A 19,653-nucleotide genomic window follows, 5' to 3' on the forward strand; every position below is an offset into this window, starting at 1 on the left:
AACGAGAATGTTAATATTATTGTCGCTGATAATAAAAACTGAGTAGAGGCTTTCTACTCAGTTTTATCGTTTCTACTATTATTCAAACATTCGCAACAGCAATAGTTTAAAGACCTAATGCCAGTTTAATACGTTGTCCGTAATCCGCATCGGCTTGAGTAAAATGCGCCACCATACGTTGCTGCACATCTAAACTCGCTTGACTTAATGAACCCGAAATTGTTGCCACTAGGCGCGCTTTCTCAGCTTCAGAGAAGATGCGATACAAATTACCCGCTTGGGTATAATCGTCTTGGTTATAACGACTGTAACGCGCCGCTTCACCTTCTAAACGCAATGGTGGTTCGCTAAAGTTTACTGGCTCAACCAAGGCATCAGCAGTGCTGTTCGGGCCATAGTTTGCCGAAGCGTCGCCACCAGTTTGACTGCCATGATAAGGACATTGTGTACCCGCCATCGCACCTGCACGTTGATGGTGATTTGCCTTAGCGGCATGCGGGCAATTCACTGGCAATTGGTTGTAGTTAGCACCAATGCGGTAACGCTGCGCATCGGCGTAGGCAAATAAACGTGCTTGTAACATCTTGTCTGGTGAAGCCCCGACGCCTGGGACCAAATTACTAGGTGCTAATGCCACTTGCTCAACTTCAGCAAAGTAGTTTTGTGGCAGACGATTCAGCTCTAATACACCAATCTCAATTAATGGATAGTCGCTATGCGGCCAAACCTTAGTTAAATCAAATGGATTGATATGGTAAGTATTGGCATCCGCCTCAGGCATAATCTGCACATTAACCGTCCAACGCGGGAAGTTACCATCAGTAATCGCAACCACCATATCGCGCTGCGATGAATCGGGATCAATCCCTTTTAATTTATCAGCCTGTTCATTGGTTAAGTTGACCACGCCTTGCTGCGATTTAAAGTGGAACTTCACCCAGAAACGCTCGCCCTTGGCATTCCACAGCGAGAAAGTGTGTGAACCATAACCGTGCATTTGACGGTAGTTCGCCGGAATACCACGATCCGACATCAAAATGGTTACTTGATGCATAGCTTCAGGATTCAATGACCAAAAGTCCCACATAGCCTGCGGATCTTTTAAGTTTGTCTTAGGATTACGCTTTTGCGTATGAATAAAGTCTGGAAACTTAATCCCATCTCGCAAGAAAAAGGTCGGCGTATTATTACCCACGATATCGTGATTACCACGGGCAGTATAAAAACGTAAACCAAAGCCACGTGGATCGCGCTCTGCGTCGGCAGAACCCATTTCTCCACCTACGGTTGAGAAACGAATAAAGGTTTCGGTTTGCTTACCAACACCATTGAAATGGTCAGCAATGGTGTAATCGCTTAAATCTTTAGTCAGCGTAAATGTGCCGTAAACCCCAGTACCTTTAGCATGCACGATACGCTCAGGAATACGCTCACGGTTGAAATGGGCTAACTTTTCAATTAAATGCCAATCTTGTAATAGCAGAGGACCACGTTCACCCGCCGACAGTGAGTTTTGATCGTCGGCCACTGGGGCGCCGTTTTGGCTCGTTAAGTACTGACTTGTTTGATGTTGACTCATGCCCTGCTCCTTAGTCTTGATTGCTGGTTAACCAGGTTTCAATTAAATCGTAAATGGTGGCCATGGTTTATCTCCTTGGCTGGCGACGTGTTGTCGATAGAGCAAGAATAGAGAATTACCAATTGAGAATAAAACGATTAAACTAGATTCATACAATCTAAAAAAAAGATTAAAGATAAGTTTGGCAAGACAGTTAATGAATTACACAGACTCACAGCCAATGGTCCGCTCACATCACTTAAGATGCTGTTGAAAAACCAAATAGCTGCTCAGGACAATGGAGCGAAGTGCGGTGCGAGAAAGTGGAGTTAAGCTGATACACTGCCATTAACTGCTGGATAAGTCGGCTTCACGATAAAGCTTAACCAAATAATAAGTGTCAATCAGCACGATAAAAAAGTTAACTAAGGCAACAGGATAAGCCCCAATTGCCACACCGTAAGCCACAAATAAAGCCGCACCAATGAGATTCCACCAGCGCAGTTTCTTAATGTTTGACATCATCAGTGATATTGCAACGACCACTGAAGCTAAATAACCAACCCATTCCCAAATTGTAGCGTTATCCATATCCAATCCTTATCTATATATTATTTAAATCAAACGATTGATACGCCATTCACACCACAGGCAATAAGCTGGCTCATTGCATTTAGCGTTTAACGACAGCCGCCGTCATCCGTGAAATACAAGTCAGTTCACCCGCGCTGTTGTGGATTAAAATCTCCCATACAGAGCTGCGTTTCCCGAAGTGGATAGGCTTAGCCGTGGCGGTTAATACCCCATTACGGGAAGCCCGTAAGTGGTTAGCGTTAATTTCTTGACCGACACAATAGTACTGCTCAAAATCCACCGCGAAATTTGCCGCATAGCTGGCAACGGTTTCAGCAAGCGCGACATTCGCGCCACCATGCACTATGCCCAAAGGGTTATGCACCGCCGGACTGGCTGGCATAGTGGCCTTCATGTAATCGTCGCCAATCTCACTGATCTCAATTCCTAAAGTCTGCATCAAGGTGCCTTTGCCACCCATACCGGCGTCTAAACGCGCGCAATCCTCTAACGTTACAGCTCTAAACCAAATACTCATTGCAACTTCCTAGTCAATAAAACCAATCAGCAGTTTACTGTGAAGTGGATGAAGTTCAACTAGTTTACTCTTAGCTGGTCACATCAATATCAGCAAAAATAAGGCTCAAGCTAACCAAGATTTAGTGGTACTTAGCTGACTAAACCAGACAAGAAATAATCCCCACACCACGACTACACTTGGCATAATTAACGCGTCAGCTCCTAGCACCACAGCCGCTTGCTGAATGCAAAATACATAGGTCATTTGCAACAAAATAGCGATAAGCGAGGCGACCAGCACTTTATAAGCAATTAATTTTCTGAATAACAATAATAGACATCCTAGAACCCCTGAAACCACGGCAAAGCCAAACACAGCATCAATCCAAATTGGCGTCGTTTCATAGAGTTTAATTTGATCTGGGCTCATCTGTGCGAGTGCATCTGGCGTCATAGTCATTTGCATCACAAAAGCCATCAGCCCCATGATATTCCACAACAAACTGAGCGTTGCGACAAAGTAAAACCAGAGTGGCGCCTTGATATTCATGGTTTTCAGCGGATTTGAGGTGGTATCCATACTCACTCCTAATAAAAACTGAAAAAAAGAGATAAAAAAGGGATGGTTAACCATCCCTTTGTTTCAGTCTAGCTCACAAATTGCACTTGTGAGTTAACCCCATGTACAGGTTAACGGCGACGACGCTGCAAACCAAACAAGGACATCAGTGCTAAACCTAAATAACCTAAAGCACCGCCATCATCTTTAGGCTTTGGCTCAGGTTTTGGCGGCACTACTGGCGCAGGATAACTTAAAGCAACAATCACAGGATCATGATCCGATGCAGAAAAAGCATTTTCAGATTTAGCCAGATCACCAGAGAACTTCTTACCGTATTCAAACAGGCTAGATTCCACTGAGTTGATATGCCAATCTTCAATATCCACTAAACGTTTAGCTAGGCTAGCATTGGCTAAAGCATGATCTAAGTTACCTAACTCGCCGTTATAGCTATAAGAGAAAGTGCTTGCACCGTGGGCTTTCGTGTTCAAGTTGATAAAGCCATAACCTTTTTCAATCTTGCTGCCTTGGCGCTCAAACACTTTGCCGTCGAGCGTCGTCCACGAAGCGGTTAGGATGTCACGCTCTGACTTGCTCGCATCGAAGTCGGTTAGTACACGGATAGGATCCTCCATACCATAGGCATTCATATCACCGATGATCAGTAAGTCGCCTTTCACGTCTTTTAGCGTTTCACCCAAGACTTTAGCTGCAGATACGCGGAAAGCATTACACTTGCCCTGTTGATCCGCAGGATCAACTGACTCTTCGAAGTTAGCCCAATCTTCTAAACAGCCTGAGCCTTTAGATTTCAAATGGTTAACGACTACGGTCAGAGACTCATCATGGATTTTAAAGGTTTGCGCTAAGCTGTGACGTTGATAAGCATCATTGCCAGGGTTAGCCTCAGTTTTGCCATCTTTAGTACGAGTCACGCTGCCAGCACTGGCGTGCTGTTCTGGAGTACCGATAACTTGTGCGGCCCCCGCTAAAGTCACTTTACCACCACGGTATAACATGCCGACAGTGATCGCATCTGTGCCAAAGTACTTGCCGTCATACTTATCAGCATCGGTGATTTCAACAAAGCTATAGGCGTTTTCAGGCGTCTGCTTGTCATTTAGTGCATCGACTAAATCCTTAATAGCACTCTTCTCACCAAAACCGTTGTTAGCAATTTCCATCAAACCCACGATATCGGCGTTCATAGCAGTAATAGCGCTAACGATTTTAGTACGTTGCAGCACCATTTCTTCCAGCGTTAGGGCGCCACGGTTACTGCCTGATGGATTGGTATCACCACCATCAACATCGTTAAAGAAGTTCAGCACGTTAAAGCTAGCCACGCGCAGATCACCCTTAGTTGCAACACTTGGGGCTTCGGTTCTATCGTCACCACGGATAAAATCACCCGCTGTAATAGTATTAGTCGCTACTAAACGATAAGCGCCGTAGCTGTAACCAATCACACCTTGCAGGTTAGTCAGTTGATCGCCAACACGGATGTAACCCGTTTCCACATTGAAATCAGGGAAGTATGGAATAACACCATTGGCAGGCTTGTAATCGGATTCGATAAAGAGTTGGTTTTCGCGGTTAGATTTAACTAATGCCGTTGCTTCAGCAGAAAGCGCTGGATACAGCTGTGTAGGCTTCATTAAAGGCGCTTGATATGACACTAGCATGTTATTGCGACTACCCGCATAGTCAAAGCTGAAGGTACGGCTGATTTTAAGATCACTGCCCGCATCTAAGGCCACATTCATGCCTTCATAGCGCTCTAATGCTTGCGCTAAGGTTTCACCATCGGCCACATAGAAAGGCGCGGCAACAGGGACTTCACCCTTAGCGCCAACATCAAATTTCTTATCGGCTTTAATATCGATTTGAGTTAAGCCAAAGTATTCTTTCACTTTACCCTGCACACAAACTTCAACCCCAGGTTGAATCGCTTCAGGTGCCGCTTCACCTAAGAATACAAATACACCATCAGAGGTATACGGTGAGTTATCACCCTTAACTTCTTGTAAGTAAAAACCTTTAAACAAGCTTTCACCACGGGCAGTCACTACGCCACGCACTGTCACTTCGGCTTCAGATTCGAATGCCCCTGCTGGTACAAATGGGCTCGACTCGCCCGCACCTTGTACTTGATAAATAGGCACAATTGTAGCGCCAGTACAGCTAAAGAGCGGCACTTCTGGCTCAGCAGGCGTTTCTAGAGAACCTAAACCTGAGAAGGTGTCTTTAGGTAATTGTTCCCACTGGGCGGCATTAAATACTGTATTCGCCACTAACGCATCTAATTTACGTTTTAAGGTAACGTCTAATCCCCAACCCGTTGGCGTCGGCACATCACCAATAATATCGATGACGGCATCATCTTTCATTAAGGCAACTGCATCACCGCCATTAAAACTTAAACTACCAGAGTAACTATCAACCCCTTGAGCAACAGTAATAGTACCGCTAGTATTTAAAATAACTTTTGTCGATTTTGCCGCAATAGTTTGACCACCTAAAGCCACCATATCCGACGCAACAGTAGCACCATCTTTATAACGAACCAGTTTATAACCCGCGAGATCAATTGCCGTATCGCCGCTGTTATACAGTTCAATCGCTTTATTATTTGAGCTACCTTCAACATATTCGGTGATCATCACATCTGCGCTTGCCATCATAGGCAAAGCCGCTGCTACAGCTAAAGAAATAGCCGTTAATTTATTAACATTATCCATATCATCAACCCCATTATTATAATATTGCCGCTAACTTCTATTAACGTGCGAGCCGATTATTTCAGAGTTGAATGCGTAAAAAAAGAGGGCAAGATCGCACATTGCCAATGTAACACATTGATGAGTAACTAATTATAGACACTTCACTGTTCACCTGACAGAACAGGATGGTAAATCAAAAGTATTAGCCATGTAAAAACAAATAGTAAGATCAATACACATAAGCTCAAAGTATTTAGTGTCCTGCTCAAATAATAATCAATATTTTAATGTGATATTTTGATGATATTATTCGGTATGCAATACCTAATAAAATATAAGGAACACGGGTCCTTAAAAGGTAATGGATATAATTAAAACTTAATTTAGCATTCATTATTTTGAAATAAACATAACAATCAAACTTCTAAAGTTGATGATGGGTACCCTTGGTTATTGCAGCAGATTAATGTTGATAATGGGTATAAAAATGAAACATAGAGCCAGTCTGAGAACCAACGGCTGTAAGATAGTGAGCTCAATATTAAAACAATAATGTGAATTTTACAGACAAAAAAATACCGCTCATTTAGGAGCGGTATTTTCAATTGCGGCGTATTACACGTCGCAGCTAATCAATTACTTTTTAGCAGGTTCAGCTACTGGCGCCGCAGAAGCTTTCTCGATTGATTTCAACTCAACTTCGAAAATCAACGTAGAGTTTGGTGGAATAGTACCAGTATCACGTACGCCATAGGCTAATTCCGATGGGATCACAAACTTGAACTTAGCGCCAACAGGCATTAATTGCACGCCTTCAGTCCAACCTGGAATAACGCGATTCAAAGGGAACTTAGCCGCTTCGCCGCGTTTATAAGAACTATCAAACTCAGTACCATCAAGTAAAGTACCGACATAATCCACTTCTACAGTGTCTTCTGCGGCAGGCTTTTCACCCGTGCCTGGAGTTAATACTTCATATTGTAAGCCAGACTCAGTTGTCACTACACCAGGCTTAACCTTGTTTTCTTCAAGGAATTTTTTACCATCTTCGATATTTTTCGCAGAAATCGCTGTTGCTTGTTCCTGACGTTTATCGTTTAACTTTTTATCTAGACCTTGAAGAATGGTTTGCATTTCTTCTTCGGTTAAACTTAATTGGTCATTCAGACCATTAGTGAAACCAGTGACGATCAGAGTGCGATCAACTGGCAGGCCTAATTCTTCTTGCTCTTTGATATGGCCAGACATATAACGACCGATTGAAGCGCCTACACTGTAAGCTTCTTTTTGAGCTTCAGTCGTTAATTCAACATTTGTACTCGTAGCTGCTTTTTCTTCTTGATTACAAGCAGATAGGCCAATAATAGCCAATGCAACTAACGATAATTTATAAATCGATTTCATTAAAGCTTCCTCAGCATCCTCAAGCGGTTACAATAACCTAAGCGTGACAACTTTATACTAGTTATCTCGGTTATACCAACTAGATTCTTTATGGGTTAACAGTGATTAATGTCACTTGATCAAGTCTAAAGACAACAACTTAGGGAGCAAGTTCATGAAGAAAAATCTACTGCTGGTAATTTGCACAGTTTTTCTAATCGCTTGCCACCCCAAAGCAGAAGATATCAGTGTTCTCACAACAGAGCCCAGCTATAGCGCGAGCCTATCAAGTAATGGGCAATTCGCCTTAGTTGCCACTCAAAGTAGTGGAGTTCAATGCTGGGATCTCAGTACCCACACCCTCAAATACCAATGGATACATGGCGATATTAATACTGGCGTCACAGGTACAGCGATTTCTCCCAACGGGATATTTGCAGCATCGTTAAGCCGAGATTCAGTTGCTATGTGGAAAATAGCCGACGGTAAGCCTTTGGGCTGGTGGTCCTTACCTTCATCCGGTGAAAGTGTCGCGGTAGCAGATAATGGCGCACTACTTATTGGTTTAAATGATGGTTCAGTCATGTCGCTTAATGCCGAAAAATCTGCCTTAATCAAGTTTCTTGGACATAAAGAGCGCGTCAATAGTGTTGCCCTCTCTGCTGATGGCCGATTAGCATTAACGGGGTCAAATGATATGCAGGCGATTCTCTGGCAGGCACAAACTGGCCAACCGCTTCATACGTGGACACTCGGCAGCCGTATAACCAAAGTGGCACTCAACGACAGTGGTAGTTTAAGTTTTACCAATGGCAGCACAGATGAAGCAAAAATCTGGGATAACACAAGCGGTAAGCTGTTAAATAAGCTGGATATTACCCGTCGCCAAATGAACTTTTCAGCGGTGAGGTTTATCAAACAAGACAGCCAGCTATTAACAGGTACGCCAGCGCGGGAAGTTATACTCTGGCAACGTGACTCGGGTAAACAAATTGAAAAATGGCAGGTTGCACTCACTAAAAACAGCCAAAATCGAGGAGCCGTTGTATACTCTGTGGCAATTCGAGATACCAATAAAGTCGTTAGTATCAGTAGCCAAGGCTTAGTTGAAACTTGGCAGAAATAGAGGTTAGCCATGCAAGGCGTACAAGCACAGATTGAAGATCTAGAAACCAAATTGGCTTTTCAAGAGCTCACAGTCGAAGAATTAAACCAAGAGGTCATCAAATTAAATCGACTGGTGGCTCACCAGCAACACCAAATTCACATGTTAATTGGTAAGTTGCAGGACATGGAACCAAGTAATATGGCGACTCAGGCTGAAGAAACGCCACCACCTCATTATTAACACTGACGCTTTAGATGTTAACTTTGATTAAAAAACAGTTACTGCAAAATATCCAGGGAATGCGATGTTTAAACATTTAATGCCAAAAGAAACCCCAACTCTATTACCCATAGCGTTAGTGGGTGAACCCATTCTAAGGCAGACTGCAATCACAGTACACCATTTCGATGCAGAGCTTATGCATCTTGCCGAGCAAATGTCTGCCAGCATGGACGCTGCCAATGGCGTTGGTATCGCGGCCCCCCAAGTTCACAGCCCTTTAGCCTTATTTATTATGGCTTCTCGCCCTAATGAGCGTTATCCCGACGCGCCTAATATGGCGCCTGTGGTCGTGGTTAATCCGCAAATCATTAATGCATCAAGCGAGTTGGTCAGCGGAGAAGAAGGCTGCTTATCTGTACCGGGGCAAAGATTTACGATACAAAGACATCAAGCCATTGAAGTACGCTATCAAAATTTACAAGGCGAGTGGCAACAAACCGAATTAACGGGCTTTATTGCACGGATTTTTCAACATGAATTTGATCACCTTCAAGGGATCACATTACTCGAGCGTTCACTTATGCCAGAACAGACTCAGGCGATTTCAGCCCAATCCATCAAAAAAGGTGAAGCGCAATAATGAAACTGTCCTTCGTTACACCTTTTTCTCGCGCATTTATTGCACCAACCTTGGCAATGGGATTGGTTTTAAACTTATCGGGCTGCGCTTATAACAGTATTTTCATTAATTATCCTGCGCAGATTGAACCACTCAAACAAGAGCTTAATAGTGCGACTCCCATGGCCGATATCGACAAACTTGCCAGCAATATCAATGGCAATGACGGCTTACTCTATGCCCAAGAAGCGGGACGAATTGCTCAAGTCGCCGGCGATTTTGCTGCCAGTAAAAAATATTATCAGCAAGCAGTAGATGCTTATACCGCCTTTGATGATAAGGCCAAAGTCAGCGTTAGTGACATTGGCGCAACAGCCAGCAGCTTAGTGTTAAACGACAATGCGATTCCGTACCGAGGCCCTGGGTATGAACGCATTATGCTGCACCAATACCAAGCTCTTAACTATTTGTTTAGTGGCGACTATCAGGGGGCTCTCGTCGAAGTTCGTCGCAGTAACGAACTACAGAGCAGCGAGCAAGAACGCTATCAAAAATCACAAAAGTCAGTTCAAGCCATGGCGAACGGCACCATAGATGCCGAGGTTAACAAACTAGGACAAGCTGCGGGCACAGTCACCAGTTCTTTCTTAAACGCTTACAGTTATTACACGACTGGCGTACTGCACGAAGTGCTGGGTGAGCCGAACGATGCCTATATCGATTATCGTAAAGCAGCACAAATCACTCCAGATAACACCTATTTACAGCAAGATCTGGTCCGCCTCGCCAAGCAACTCGGCATGCCACAGTATGATGAGTTTAAGCGCCGTTGGGGCGATGCTAAGTTGCCCAATCCCAAAGATGGTCAAGTGATTTTGATGGTCGAGCGCGGCTTTGTGCCTGCAAAACAAGCTCTCACGGTACCTTTTACTATCCATGGTAACTGGCAGACAGTGTCACTCGCTACCTACATGCCAAACAATACTTTTGTGCCAGAGACGCAAGTGCAAGGTTTAGGTACAGTGCTGAAAACTGAACCTATTGCCAATATCGATGCCTTAGCCATCACAGCACTCAAGGAAGATCTGCCCGCGACGCTAGTTCGTCAAGTCGCTAGGGTCTATGCTAAATCTGAGATGGCCTATCAGATTGAGAAGAGTGGTAAACCAGGTAACAATGCGGCCGATATTGGCAGCATTGCGATGCAGATTTTTAACGTAGTAACAGAACAAGCGGATCGTCGTAGTTGGCTGACGCTCCCTAAACAAGCACAGATCGGGCGGCGTTATTTGAGTGCAGGTGAATACACTTTGCAGTTAGACAAAGCGCCACCGGCTAAAATTGATGTTGCAGCAGGCAAAACCACCTTAGTCTGGGCAATTGATACTGGTAATTACACCCGAATTTATTCAATAATCATTTAGCCTAGCGGTTGTGGTATTTGAATAAGACGTGTGTCATTAAGTTTATACAATCACAAAATGGAACTGACTATGAAACAATTTAAACTGATTTTTGTACTGGCTGCCGTTATGGGTCTAGCTGCATGTCAATCTAAAGTCGAATATGGCGATGCCACAGAAGTTGAAACCGTCAATGAGAACTTTGGCTCGACGGATCTACAAGCTATTGCAGCCAAGATGGTGGATAGCATGATGACTTTCCCTCCTATCGTGGCAATAACAGCCAATGACCGCCCGATTTTATTTGTTGATAGCATCAAAAACAAAACCTCAGAACATATCGACACTGAGTCTGTCACTGACTCTATCAGTAACAAATTATTGCGCTCAGGCAAGTTCCGTTTTATCGACATGACTAAAGTAGATTCAGTCCGTAAACAACTGGATTACCAAAACAACACTGGCATGGTTGACCCATCAACCGCCATCAAGTTTGGTCGTCAAATTGGCGCTCAATACATGTTATATGGCAATTTATCTAGCATAGTGAAGCAAGACGGTAGCACTAAAGACGTCTACTATAAGATGACAATGCGTTTAATGGATTTAGAAACAGGCCTTATCGAATGGTCTGATGAAAAAGAAATCCGTAAGATGAAGTCTAAGTCTTTCTTAGGCATGTAATTGTCCTATTGGCACTTAATTCTGCCAAACAGTAATCTCAAGAAGCCAGCGTTAACGCTGGCTTTTTTTTACATTTTTAACATTGGTAATCCAAGGTAAATAAGGTAGTGTACTCGGCCAAAATACACTGCGATGATGATGCTCAAAATTGGCGCTGGCGCGAGGGATAATTTGCCACAAAGGCAAACCTACACACACGATATTGAATGCAAACATCCAAGCAGAAAACAAAACAAATCGTTGAAGGATTTAAGTTGTGAACTTGTTTAAAGCCAGTCTCGTTGCCCTTACCTGCGGCACATTAATGTCGTGTGCAACCCAAAGTACACTCAATACGGGTCCACGTGATGCTAGCGCTTATATTAGCCAATATCAGGCTGCGCTTCGCTCGCAGGTCATCTCCGATATTCACTATGACTTGGATTTTCAGCTCACAGGGGATGCCGAGTTTTCCGCCACCTCCAAAGCGACATTTCAATTAAGTGAAGTGCCAAAACAACTGAGCTTAGATTTAAACAAGGCGCAGATAAAACGCTTTATCATCAACGGTACCGCCGTATACCCCAATTACAATGGCGCTTACATCAGCTTAAATACGCGTTTGCTCACCTCAGGTGAAAATACCATTGAAGTGCAATTTAGCCGTGCCCACAGCACCAATGGTGAAGGTTTACACCGTTTTAAAGATCCAATCGATGGCAAGGTCTACCTCTACTCTCATTTTGAACCCGCTGCTGCTCAGCAGATGTTCGCAGTATTCGACCAACCGGATCTCAAGGCTAACTATCAAATTACGGTAACAGCGCCCAAAGACTGGCAAGTCATTAGCTCGATGCGTGAAAGCCAAATCACCCCAGCGGGTGCTTACAATCGTTGGACTTTCCCACAAACTCCTAAGCTAAGCCCATATAACTTTTCGATGCACGCGGGCCCTTATCACATGTGGCAAGACAACTCAGGCCGCTATCCTATGCGCCTGTTCGCCCGTCAATCCGTTGCTAATCAAGTCACGGAGCAAGATTGGTTTACCTATACAAAACAAGGGTTAACTTTTTTCGATAATTACTTTGGTATTCCTTACCCCTTTAAGAAATACGATCAAATTCTAGTGCCAGACTTCCTTTATGGCGCAATGGAAAACGCGGGCGCAGTGACCTTTTCCGAAGATATCTTCCTTCATAAAGCGGCTATGACAGCGGATCAGAAGCAAAATCTTGCGGGCGTGATCATGCACGAAATGGCGCACCAGTGGTTTGGCGATCTCGTCACCATGAAATGGTGGAACGGCTTGTGGTTAAATGAAAGTTTTGCTTCATTTATGGGCACACTTGCGACTCAAGAAGCCACAGAGTTCACTAATGCTTGGCGTACCTTCTACGCTAAAGGCAAGCAAAAAGCCTATGAGCAAGACAGCTTAGTCACCACGCACCCCATTGAAGTACCAGTAGCAACAACCCAGAACGCCTTCGACAATATCGATGCTATCACTTACCAAAAAGGCGCATCAACGCTGAAACAATTACGCCATTTACTCGGGGACATGGTGTTTCGTCGTGGCGTCAGTAACTATTTAAAACAATACAGTTATCAAAACGCTGAGTTAGACGATTTTATCAATAGCCTAGGGAAAGCCGCTGGCCGCGATTTAAGTGCATGGACTCAAGAATGGCTCTACAGCGCGGGCGTTAACACCATCAAGGCGGAATATCGTTGTGAGGGCAACCGAATCAGCGAATTTAGCCTACGACAGCTCCCTGCAAGCGCAGAGCTACCCACATTACGTGAACAAAAAGTCCAAGTGGCTTTATTTACCCAAGGTCGCTTTGATCTGCGAAATGACATTACAGTGCCAGTGACTTACAAAGGCGAGCGTACTGAAGTTAAACAACTGATTGGTGAGCGCTGCCCTGACCTAGTCTATCCAAACTTTGATGATTGGGGCTTTGTGAAAGTCGAGCTTGATGACAAGTCATTTAATACCGCAAAACAACAACTGAGTAATATTTCCGATCCACTACTGCGATCTATGCTGTGGCAAAGTCTGTGGGACAGCGTCCGCGAAGGTAAATTGAGCTTAGATCAATACCTAAGCACAGTGTTTGTTAACGCGCCTGCTGAGACGGACTACACGATTGTTGGTCAGATCATCGATAGCATGTTGCGCTCGAAGGAATATCTCGCGCAGATCGCCCCTATTCAGCAAAACTACGCTGAAAATGCAATTAAAGGCTTAAGCCAAATGAGTCTGAGAAAAGCAATGGAAAATAAAGGCGATAATGATTTCCAACGGATCTGGTTCAATGCCTATGTCAGTTTAGCAAGCGACAGAGATTCACTGCGTCATTTAGCACAACTCATTGATGGTGAAACAAAAATTAAGGGGTTAACTTTAGATCAAGATTTACGATGGGCAATCATCACCCAGCTTAATCGCTATGATTTTCCTAACGCGCTGCAGCGCTTAACCAAAGAAGCTGCCAAGGATAATTCAGACTCTGGTGAAAAAGCGGCACTTGCGGCACAAGTGATCCGCCCTGAAGCGGCCGCAAAACGTCGTTGGTTAAGTAAAGTACATCTAGACAGCCTACCTTTCTCCAAACAGCGGATTATTATGCAAAATCTTTATCCTGCTGAGCAAAAACTATTAAGCGCGGCTACAGCGGAAGAGCGTCTGGCGAGCTTAATGGATATGGACAAAAAAGGGCCTGTATTTATGCGTAATTATAGCCATTTCCTCATCCCAACCGATTGTAATTACACTAGCATAGCGGCATTGGACAAAGTACTTGATCGCCAAACTGGGCTATCTAACCTTACCCGCCGTAATCTACTGGAAACCCGTCAAATAGAGCAGCGTTGTGTGCTGATCAAAAATAAGATGACCCACTAATATTTAGGTCATTTTAAAATTAACAAGGGGCTCCTAGGAGTCCCTTTTTTATGTTCTATTACAGATGAGTCTTAAACTTGAACCAGCACACAAGATGCTACCTGCGCAAAATTAAGCTCACTAACCTTTGATATAAACAAGCCAGCATTCTGAATAATGAATTAATCACACTCACAACCATTGACATATTTAATTAAATTGTTAGCTTGAGCTTATGTATTTTAACGGCTTACTGACGATAACTAATGTTATTTATCACCTGTAAAATATTATTCATCTCTTCAGTTTAGTCTGCTAAGTTCCATCAGCTCATCAAATAAACAACCGCTGACGCAATCGTTATTGATATAAAAATCATGTAATTATTAAATTCATAAATTATGGGCGTCACTTCTAAATTTATTACTATAATTCTTCAATGATTTAATGTTTTGCCCCGTACTGCCGCTATACTAAAACAACGTTAGAGAGCTAACGGAATATAAAGGATATAGATTATGCGATCGACACTCAAAACGCGGCTGCTGTTTAGCAGTCTTTCCGCTGTACTGATCACTATTGCTGTACTCGTGAGTATCTCTAGTTATTTCATTAGAAATAATGCGTTAGAAAACACCCAACATGAAATTGACCAACTGGCGAAGACTTTTTCATCCGGCATAGGTCAGTGGATACAAGACAGAAAAATGGCCATTACGAGCCTAAAGCAAACCATTGAAGCCGATCCTAGTACCAACGTTACCCCTCATTTGTTGCAAGCGCATACTGCGGTTGACTTTGCCCTCACCTACTATGGTGACGAGCAAGGCAACATGTATCGTCAAGATCCGTCGCTGAATACCGCAAATTATGATCCCCGCGTTCGCCCTTGGTATATGGATGCTAAAACGGCGGGTAAAATGATCATGACGGCGCCCTACGTCAGCGCCACATTGAAAAAACAAGTCGTAACTATAGCAGAACCTGTGATGAGCTCAGGCCAGCTCATAGGCGTAGCGGCTGCGAACTTAACCATAGATCAGTTAACAGATGCAGTGCAGCGCCTCCAAGTACCAGGCAAAGGTTACACTCTGATGGTCGATAATGCAGGGCTCATTATTAGTCATCCCAATAGCCAGCTAAATACTCAACAACTCACTAAAATCGATAGTAATTTTAGTAATAACTGGTTATCACAGCGCACTAATGCCAATACGATGGAAGAGCGAAACCTCGATGGTGCCACTAAGTTAGTCTATGTTGCGGCAATACCCTCAACTGACTGGGCACTGATTTTCGTGATGGATAAGCAAGAAATCATGTCACAGGCAACCGATCTCGCTTGGTGGATGTCTGCCGTAGGTGTTGCACTATTGGTGCTGTTTGGTTTGATTTTAATCGCCATCTTTAAAATTCAATTCAAAGATCTCGAACGCGTTGCCCAAGCACTCAATGATATTGCCGAAGGCGATGGCGATCTCACTGTGCGCATTCATACTGCCAACAGCCACGATGAAATTGGTATGTTAGCTTCGGGTTTTAACCGCTTTGTAGAACGTCTACACGGTATGATTTCCCGCATGCACAAGATTGCGGGTCAATTGGAATATCAAGCCAAAGGAAGTAGTGCATCGGCAACGGATAACAGTCAGCGCATTGAAGTACAGCAAGATGAAGTGACTATGGTTGCCACTGCGGTGACCGAAATGGCCAGCGCCACCGAGGAAATTGCCAGTAATGCTGAGCATACAGCGCAGACAGCTCAAAATGCGGTCGGACTTTCAAACCATGGCCATAAACAGGTAATGCAAAGCCAGCAATCTATCCGTAATTTAGCCAGTGAAGTCGAAACTGCAGGGCGAATTATCGGTGAACTGAACGAGCACTCACAAAAGATCAACAGCATTTTGTTGACCATTAGTGGCATCGCAGAGCAAACCAACTTACTTGCACTCAATGCAGCCATTGAGGCGGCACGTGCAGGAGAACAAGGTCGTGGCTTCGCTGTAGTTGCTGATGAGGTGCGTGTACTGTCACAACGTACGCATTCATCGACACAAGAAATTCAAGCGATGATCGAAACCCTACAACAAACCGCAGGCAAAGCCGTTAAGTCTATGACTCAAAGTCATGAAATGGCAGAAACCAGTGTGGCCGATGCTAATTCAGCCAGCGAAAGTCTGTTGCAAATCAGCAAAGCCATTAATGATATTTCAGATATGGCGAGCCAAATTGCCACAGCAGCCGAGGAGCAAACCTCAGTCACCAGCGAAATCAACCGTAACACAGAGTCGATTCGTGAAGTGTCAGAGAATCTCTCGATTGAGGCACAAACGTCTATGGTCCAAGCTCAAGAGCTCGCCCATTTGGCCGCATCATTGCAGCAGGAAGTTAATCGCTTCAAACTGTAATCAAAAGCCTTATTTTATATAAAGATTACATCAACAATTCCATACAATAATGCCCGCAAGTGTCAGTGACATTTGCGGGCATTTCTTTACATATTATTTCTTCAAAGACTTACAATGGCTTACCTAAAGCAAGCTTAAATAATCTTCATCGCTTTATTTTCAGGAATATTGGCCTCAGGCCGAAGCTCAGCATGTAAGTTTCTTAATCCTTGATAACCCATTTCAATTCGATTTCCGCCATTCTTTTTAGCTTTATACATAGCAGTATCGGCACAGGAAATAAGCTGTTTCTCATCTTCACCGTGCTCTGGATACAGAGCAATACCGATACTCGGCAGAATATGGATCTGCTGTTCGGCAAGCTCGAAGGGTTGCTCGAATACTTGCAATATTTTTTGCGCAGCCAGCAGGGTATTATGTGCTGAATCGACTCGTTCAAGTAAGATGACAAACTCATCCCCCCCAAAACGCGCAACGGTATCTGAGCCCCTCACACAACTGACTATTCGCTGCGCTGTCACTTGCAGTAATAAATCGCCCACGCTATGACCAAAAGTATCGTTAACCCACTTAAATTTATCTAAGTCTAAATAAAGCAAAGAGAAATAACTTGATTCCCTATGGGCTCGAGATAGCGCCTTTTGAAATCTATCGTAAAAAAGCTCACGATTGGGTAACAAGGTTAACTGATCATAAAGTGCAATATGCTCTAATCGCGCGAGCATTTGTCGGCGCTCAATCGCAAAGGCTATTTGCGTAGAAACAAACTCCAATAACTCACGGTCTTGGTGTGTATATGAAGCCGAAGTGGGCAAGCTATGCATAATCAAAGCGCCGATAACGCCTTTCTGTAGCTTTAGCGGCACACCCAGCCAACTTAAACTACCATTACCCAAATCTTCACGAATCGCTTGGGGATAATCAGTTAAGGTCACGGGACACAGGAGTAAAGACTCAGCACTGCGGATCACTTGGTCAGTGAACACACTGAAACTTGCAATATCGATAAGTGAATCCTCGCCAGTAGCGGCTTTATAAGGAAAACTTAATTCATTTAAATCTTGATCGTACAATGCAATAGCAAAGTTTGCTGCAGGCAATAATTTAGCAATAATTTCATGAATTCGACGATATAGGGCTAGCAAGTCCTCAGCGACATGCACAGCCTCTGAAATCTCATATAAGGCTGCTTGTCTACGTTCGGCATTTTTGCTCTTAGAAATATCTCTAGCGACTGCGACACGCTGTTGATAAGCATCGGACCAACGTGCAGACCAAAGAATATCGACGATAACACCATCTTTACGCACATAACGGTTTTCAAAATCGACTTTAAAGCGACCTGCCATAATTTCATTGGCCGTTGCGAGAGTGCGTTCCCTATCCTCTGGAATGACAAGATCTAGCATCTGCATACCCATCATTTCTTCTGGGGTATAGCCAAAAATACGTTCTGCCCCAGCACTGACAAATTCAAACCTCCCCGCTTTATCGACGACACAAATAGCATCCAAGAGAAGGTCGATAAAATTGCTTAAGGAAGTGTAGCCATCATTATTCACGTAATTCTCCAATAAACGTCCGTCTTTGGCTAAGTCCTAAGTTTGATCATAAGCATAAAAATAATAATAACGCACTATTAGAGTAGGTTAATTTTCAATGTCATTCCAGAGTTGGCTCAGTTAAGTCCGACTTTTGCAGAGTTAAATTCAAACAAAATCAAACACAATACTTAAGGCCATCGGTGGCACTATTTGACTCTGGACGACAGATATCGGCACAATGCCCTAAAATGTTGGTCAACATCAGGGCGCTGCTTTGGTACGCGCAAATCGCATTAAAGGAATTTATTTTTGGACCGATTGTGCTCTCCGTTACATCGACCCAAGCATTTTCGCCTTGGGCTTGCCATGTGGTCGCACTCGAATTGGCAAGAAAGTGTGTATGGTCACGGAACTAAACGAGCGGAGCGACTCGCCCGTTACGCGACAATATTCAATACTGTCGAAGGGAACACCAGCTTCTACGCAACGCCTGCACAGCAAACAGTAATGAATTGGCACAGTGCCACGCCCGATAGCTTTCGTTTTACCTTCAAACTACCGCAAACCATCACTCACCAAAGATTATTGCAACACTGCGGCCAAGAATTGAAAGATTTTTTCCAGATAATGGCACCATTAATCGATAAAACAGGGATCTGGAAAATTCAACTGCCCGCCCATTTCGGCCCAGAAAACTTGCCTGCGTTAGCGCAATTTCTAGATCAAATCCCCCAAGGGTTAACCTATGGCGTCGAAGTCAGGCATGCAGCGTTTTTTGCTAAAGGAGATGCCGAGCGTGCGCTTAATCGATTACTCATCGATAAAAAAGTGAATCGCATCATCATGGACAGTAGGCCCTTGTTTGCACTGCCGCCCTGCAATGTCGCGATTATCGACGCTCACAAGAAAAAACCTCGAGTGCCAGTGCATGCAATTGCCACCGCCAATAATCCAGTGGTGCGCTTTATCGGCCAACCAGACGATGCCGTCGCACAACTCGCACAGCAAGGCGTTGCTGTTTTACCTAAGGATAACGATACCTTTTTTGATAATTGGCTCACCCAACTCCCGCAGTGGCTCGCAGAAGGTCGAGAACCCTATCTGTTTATCCATACTCCCGACAATGAAGCCGCGCCTGAACTAGCCATCCGTCTCTATCAAAAATTGCGCAGCCAAATTGCAGCGCACATTCAACTCGCCGAGCTACGCCTGCTTGATAAGAAACCTGAGGAGCCAAGCACACAGATGGGACTTTCTTGGTAAAACGGGCGCTAAGTAAAATGGACGTAAGAAGAAACCCACGGCAAACTCGCCGTGGGTATATACCCAAACAACCTGAAGCTGCAGGATTCAGCGGGAATTTAACGCACTTTAGGCAAGGCCATTTATTGCTCCTGCATAAATGGCATTCACGCCATCCATGGCGATTGCGGTTATTTGCAGGCCTAGCGGGCTAAGTTAAAAATAACCAACGC

Annotated in this window: 15 protein-coding genes; 8 read left to right on the top strand and 7 right to left on the bottom strand. The window is 44.1% G+C overall.

Going from position 1 to position 19,653, the window contains the following annotated elements:
- Positions 1-106: 106 nt before the first annotated feature.
- From katB to fkpA, 6 genes are all read right to left on the bottom strand, one after another.
- A complete protein-coding gene (katB, locus tag L5M17_RS03140) occupies positions 107-1,579 on the bottom strand; it encodes a catalase KatB (RefSeq protein ID WP_263145148.1) in 1,473 nt (490 codons plus the stop codon).
- Positions 1,580-1,906: 327 nt separating this feature from the next.
- Positions 1,907-2,149, bottom strand: coding sequence for a YgjV family protein (locus L5M17_RS03145; protein WP_028761593.1), 243 nt, complete (start codon positions 2,147-2,149; stop codon positions 1,907-1,909).
- An 82-nt stretch (positions 2,150-2,231) separates the two neighbouring features.
- A complete protein-coding gene (locus tag L5M17_RS03150) occupies positions 2,232-2,669 on the bottom strand; it encodes a PaaI family thioesterase (RefSeq protein ID WP_263145151.1) in 438 nt (145 codons plus the stop codon).
- Positions 2,670-2,774: 105 nt separating this feature from the next.
- Positions 2,775-3,230 carry a hypothetical protein gene (locus L5M17_RS03155; RefSeq protein ID WP_263145153.1) on the bottom strand — a complete coding sequence of 152 codons (456 nt, stop codon included), beginning with the start codon at positions 3,228-3,230 and terminating at the stop codon, positions 2,775-2,777.
- 110 nt (positions 3,231-3,340) lie between these two features.
- A complete protein-coding gene (exeM, locus tag L5M17_RS03160) occupies positions 3,341-5,953 on the bottom strand; it encodes an extracellular exonuclease ExeM (RefSeq protein WP_263145156.1) in 2,613 nt (870 codons plus the stop codon).
- Positions 5,954-6,571: 618 nt separating this feature from the next.
- Positions 6,572-7,339: an FKBP-type peptidyl-prolyl cis-trans isomerase gene (gene fkpA / locus L5M17_RS03165; RefSeq protein ID WP_131524662.1), complete on the bottom strand. Its 768-nt coding sequence runs from the start codon at positions 7,337-7,339 to the stop codon at positions 6,572-6,574.
- 154 nt (positions 7,340-7,493) lie between these two features.
- Here fkpA and L5M17_RS03170 point away from each other — a divergent pair, with 154 nt between their 5' ends.
- The 7 genes from L5M17_RS03170 (at position 7,494) to L5M17_RS03200 (ending at position 16,634) form a co-directional block, all read left to right on the top strand.
- The gene (locus L5M17_RS03170) at positions 7,494-8,444 is read left to right on the top strand and encodes a WD40 repeat domain-containing protein (RefSeq protein ID WP_173246498.1); all 951 of its coding nucleotides are present in this window, start codon (positions 7,494-7,496) and stop codon (positions 8,442-8,444) included.
- 9 nt (positions 8,445-8,453) lie between these two features.
- The gene (locus L5M17_RS03175) at positions 8,454-8,666 is read left to right on the top strand and encodes a SlyX family protein (protein WP_006080410.1); all 213 of its coding nucleotides are present in this window, start codon (positions 8,454-8,456) and stop codon (positions 8,664-8,666) included.
- Between the two features lie 64 nt (positions 8,667-8,730).
- Positions 8,731-9,288 carry a peptide deformylase gene (gene def, locus L5M17_RS03180; protein WP_263145159.1) on the top strand — a complete coding sequence of 186 codons (558 nt, stop codon included), beginning with the start codon at positions 8,731-8,733 and terminating at the stop codon, positions 9,286-9,288.
- Complete coding sequence (locus tag L5M17_RS03185; protein WP_113939848.1) at positions 9,288-10,691, top strand: COG3014 family protein; 1,404 nt, start codon at positions 9,288-9,290, stop codon at positions 10,689-10,691. The genes def and L5M17_RS03185 overlap by 1 nt, the downstream gene beginning before the upstream one ends.
- A 69-nt stretch (positions 10,692-10,760) precedes the next feature.
- Positions 10,761-11,354: a penicillin-binding protein activator LpoB gene (gene lpoB / locus L5M17_RS03190; RefSeq protein WP_173246506.1), complete on the top strand. Its 594-nt coding sequence runs from the start codon at positions 10,761-10,763 to the stop codon at positions 11,352-11,354.
- Positions 11,355-11,610: 256 nt separating this feature from the next.
- Positions 11,611-14,244 carry an aminopeptidase N gene (gene pepN / locus L5M17_RS03195; RefSeq protein ID WP_263145162.1) on the top strand — a complete coding sequence of 878 codons (2,634 nt, stop codon included), beginning with the start codon at positions 11,611-11,613 and terminating at the stop codon, positions 14,242-14,244.
- 497 nt (positions 14,245-14,741) lie between these two features.
- Positions 14,742-16,634 carry a methyl-accepting chemotaxis protein gene (locus tag L5M17_RS03200; protein WP_173246509.1) on the top strand — a complete coding sequence of 631 codons (1,893 nt, stop codon included), beginning with the start codon at positions 14,742-14,744 and terminating at the stop codon, positions 16,632-16,634.
- A gap of 134 nt (positions 16,635-16,768) precedes the next feature.
- Here L5M17_RS03200 and L5M17_RS03205 read toward each other — a convergent pair whose 3' ends face one another.
- A complete protein-coding gene (locus L5M17_RS03205) occupies positions 16,769-18,196 on the bottom strand; it encodes a GGDEF domain-containing protein (RefSeq protein ID WP_263145166.1) in 1,428 nt (475 codons plus the stop codon).
- A 291-nt stretch (positions 18,197-18,487) separates the two neighbouring features.
- On the opposite strand from L5M17_RS03205, the gene L5M17_RS03210 reads away from it, so the two are divergent.
- On the top strand, positions 18,488-19,441 hold the full coding sequence (locus L5M17_RS03210; RefSeq protein ID WP_263145168.1) for a DUF72 domain-containing protein: 954 nt from the start codon (positions 18,488-18,490) through the stop codon (positions 19,439-19,441).
- Positions 19,442-19,653: the final 212 nt, after the last annotated feature.

This window comes from Shewanella sp. SW24, assembly GCF_025653395.1.
In the GTDB taxonomy this organism is placed as follows: Bacteria; Pseudomonadota; Gammaproteobacteria; order Enterobacterales; family Shewanellaceae; genus Shewanella; species Shewanella oncorhynchi.

Excerpts from the sequence above, each read along its gene's own strand:
- katB (WP_263145148.1), bottom strand. The coding sequence starts at position 1,579 with ATGAGTCAACATCAAACAAGTCAGTACTTAACGAGCCAAAACGGCGCC.
- L5M17_RS03145 (WP_028761593.1), bottom strand. The coding sequence starts at position 2,149 with ATGGATAACGCTACAATTTGGGAATGGGTTGGTTATTTAGCTTCAGTG.
- L5M17_RS03150 (WP_263145151.1), bottom strand. The coding sequence starts at position 2,669 with ATGAGTATTTGGTTTAGAGCTGTAACGTTAGAGGATTGCGCGCGTTTA.
- L5M17_RS03155 (WP_263145153.1), bottom strand. The coding sequence starts at position 3,230 with ATGGATACCACCTCAAATCCGCTGAAAACCATGAATATCAAGGCGCCA.
- exeM (WP_263145156.1), bottom strand. The coding sequence starts at position 5,953 with ATGGATAATGTTAATAAATTAACGGCTATTTCTTTAGCTGTAGCAGCG.
- fkpA (WP_131524662.1), bottom strand. The coding sequence starts at position 7,339 with ATGAAATCGATTTATAAATTATCGTTAGTTGCATTGGCTATTATTGGC.
- L5M17_RS03170 (WP_173246498.1), top strand. The coding sequence starts at position 7,494 with ATGAAGAAAAATCTACTGCTGGTAATTTGCACAGTTTTTCTAATCGCT.
- L5M17_RS03175 (WP_006080410.1), top strand. The coding sequence starts at position 8,454 with ATGCAAGGCGTACAAGCACAGATTGAAGATCTAGAAACCAAATTGGCT.
- def (WP_263145159.1), top strand. The coding sequence starts at position 8,731 with ATGTTTAAACATTTAATGCCAAAAGAAACCCCAACTCTATTACCCATA.
- L5M17_RS03185 (WP_113939848.1), top strand. The coding sequence starts at position 9,288 with ATGAAACTGTCCTTCGTTACACCTTTTTCTCGCGCATTTATTGCACCA.
- lpoB (WP_173246506.1), top strand. The coding sequence starts at position 10,761 with ATGAAACAATTTAAACTGATTTTTGTACTGGCTGCCGTTATGGGTCTA.
- L5M17_RS03200 (WP_173246509.1), top strand. The coding sequence starts at position 14,742 with ATGCGATCGACACTCAAAACGCGGCTGCTGTTTAGCAGTCTTTCCGCT.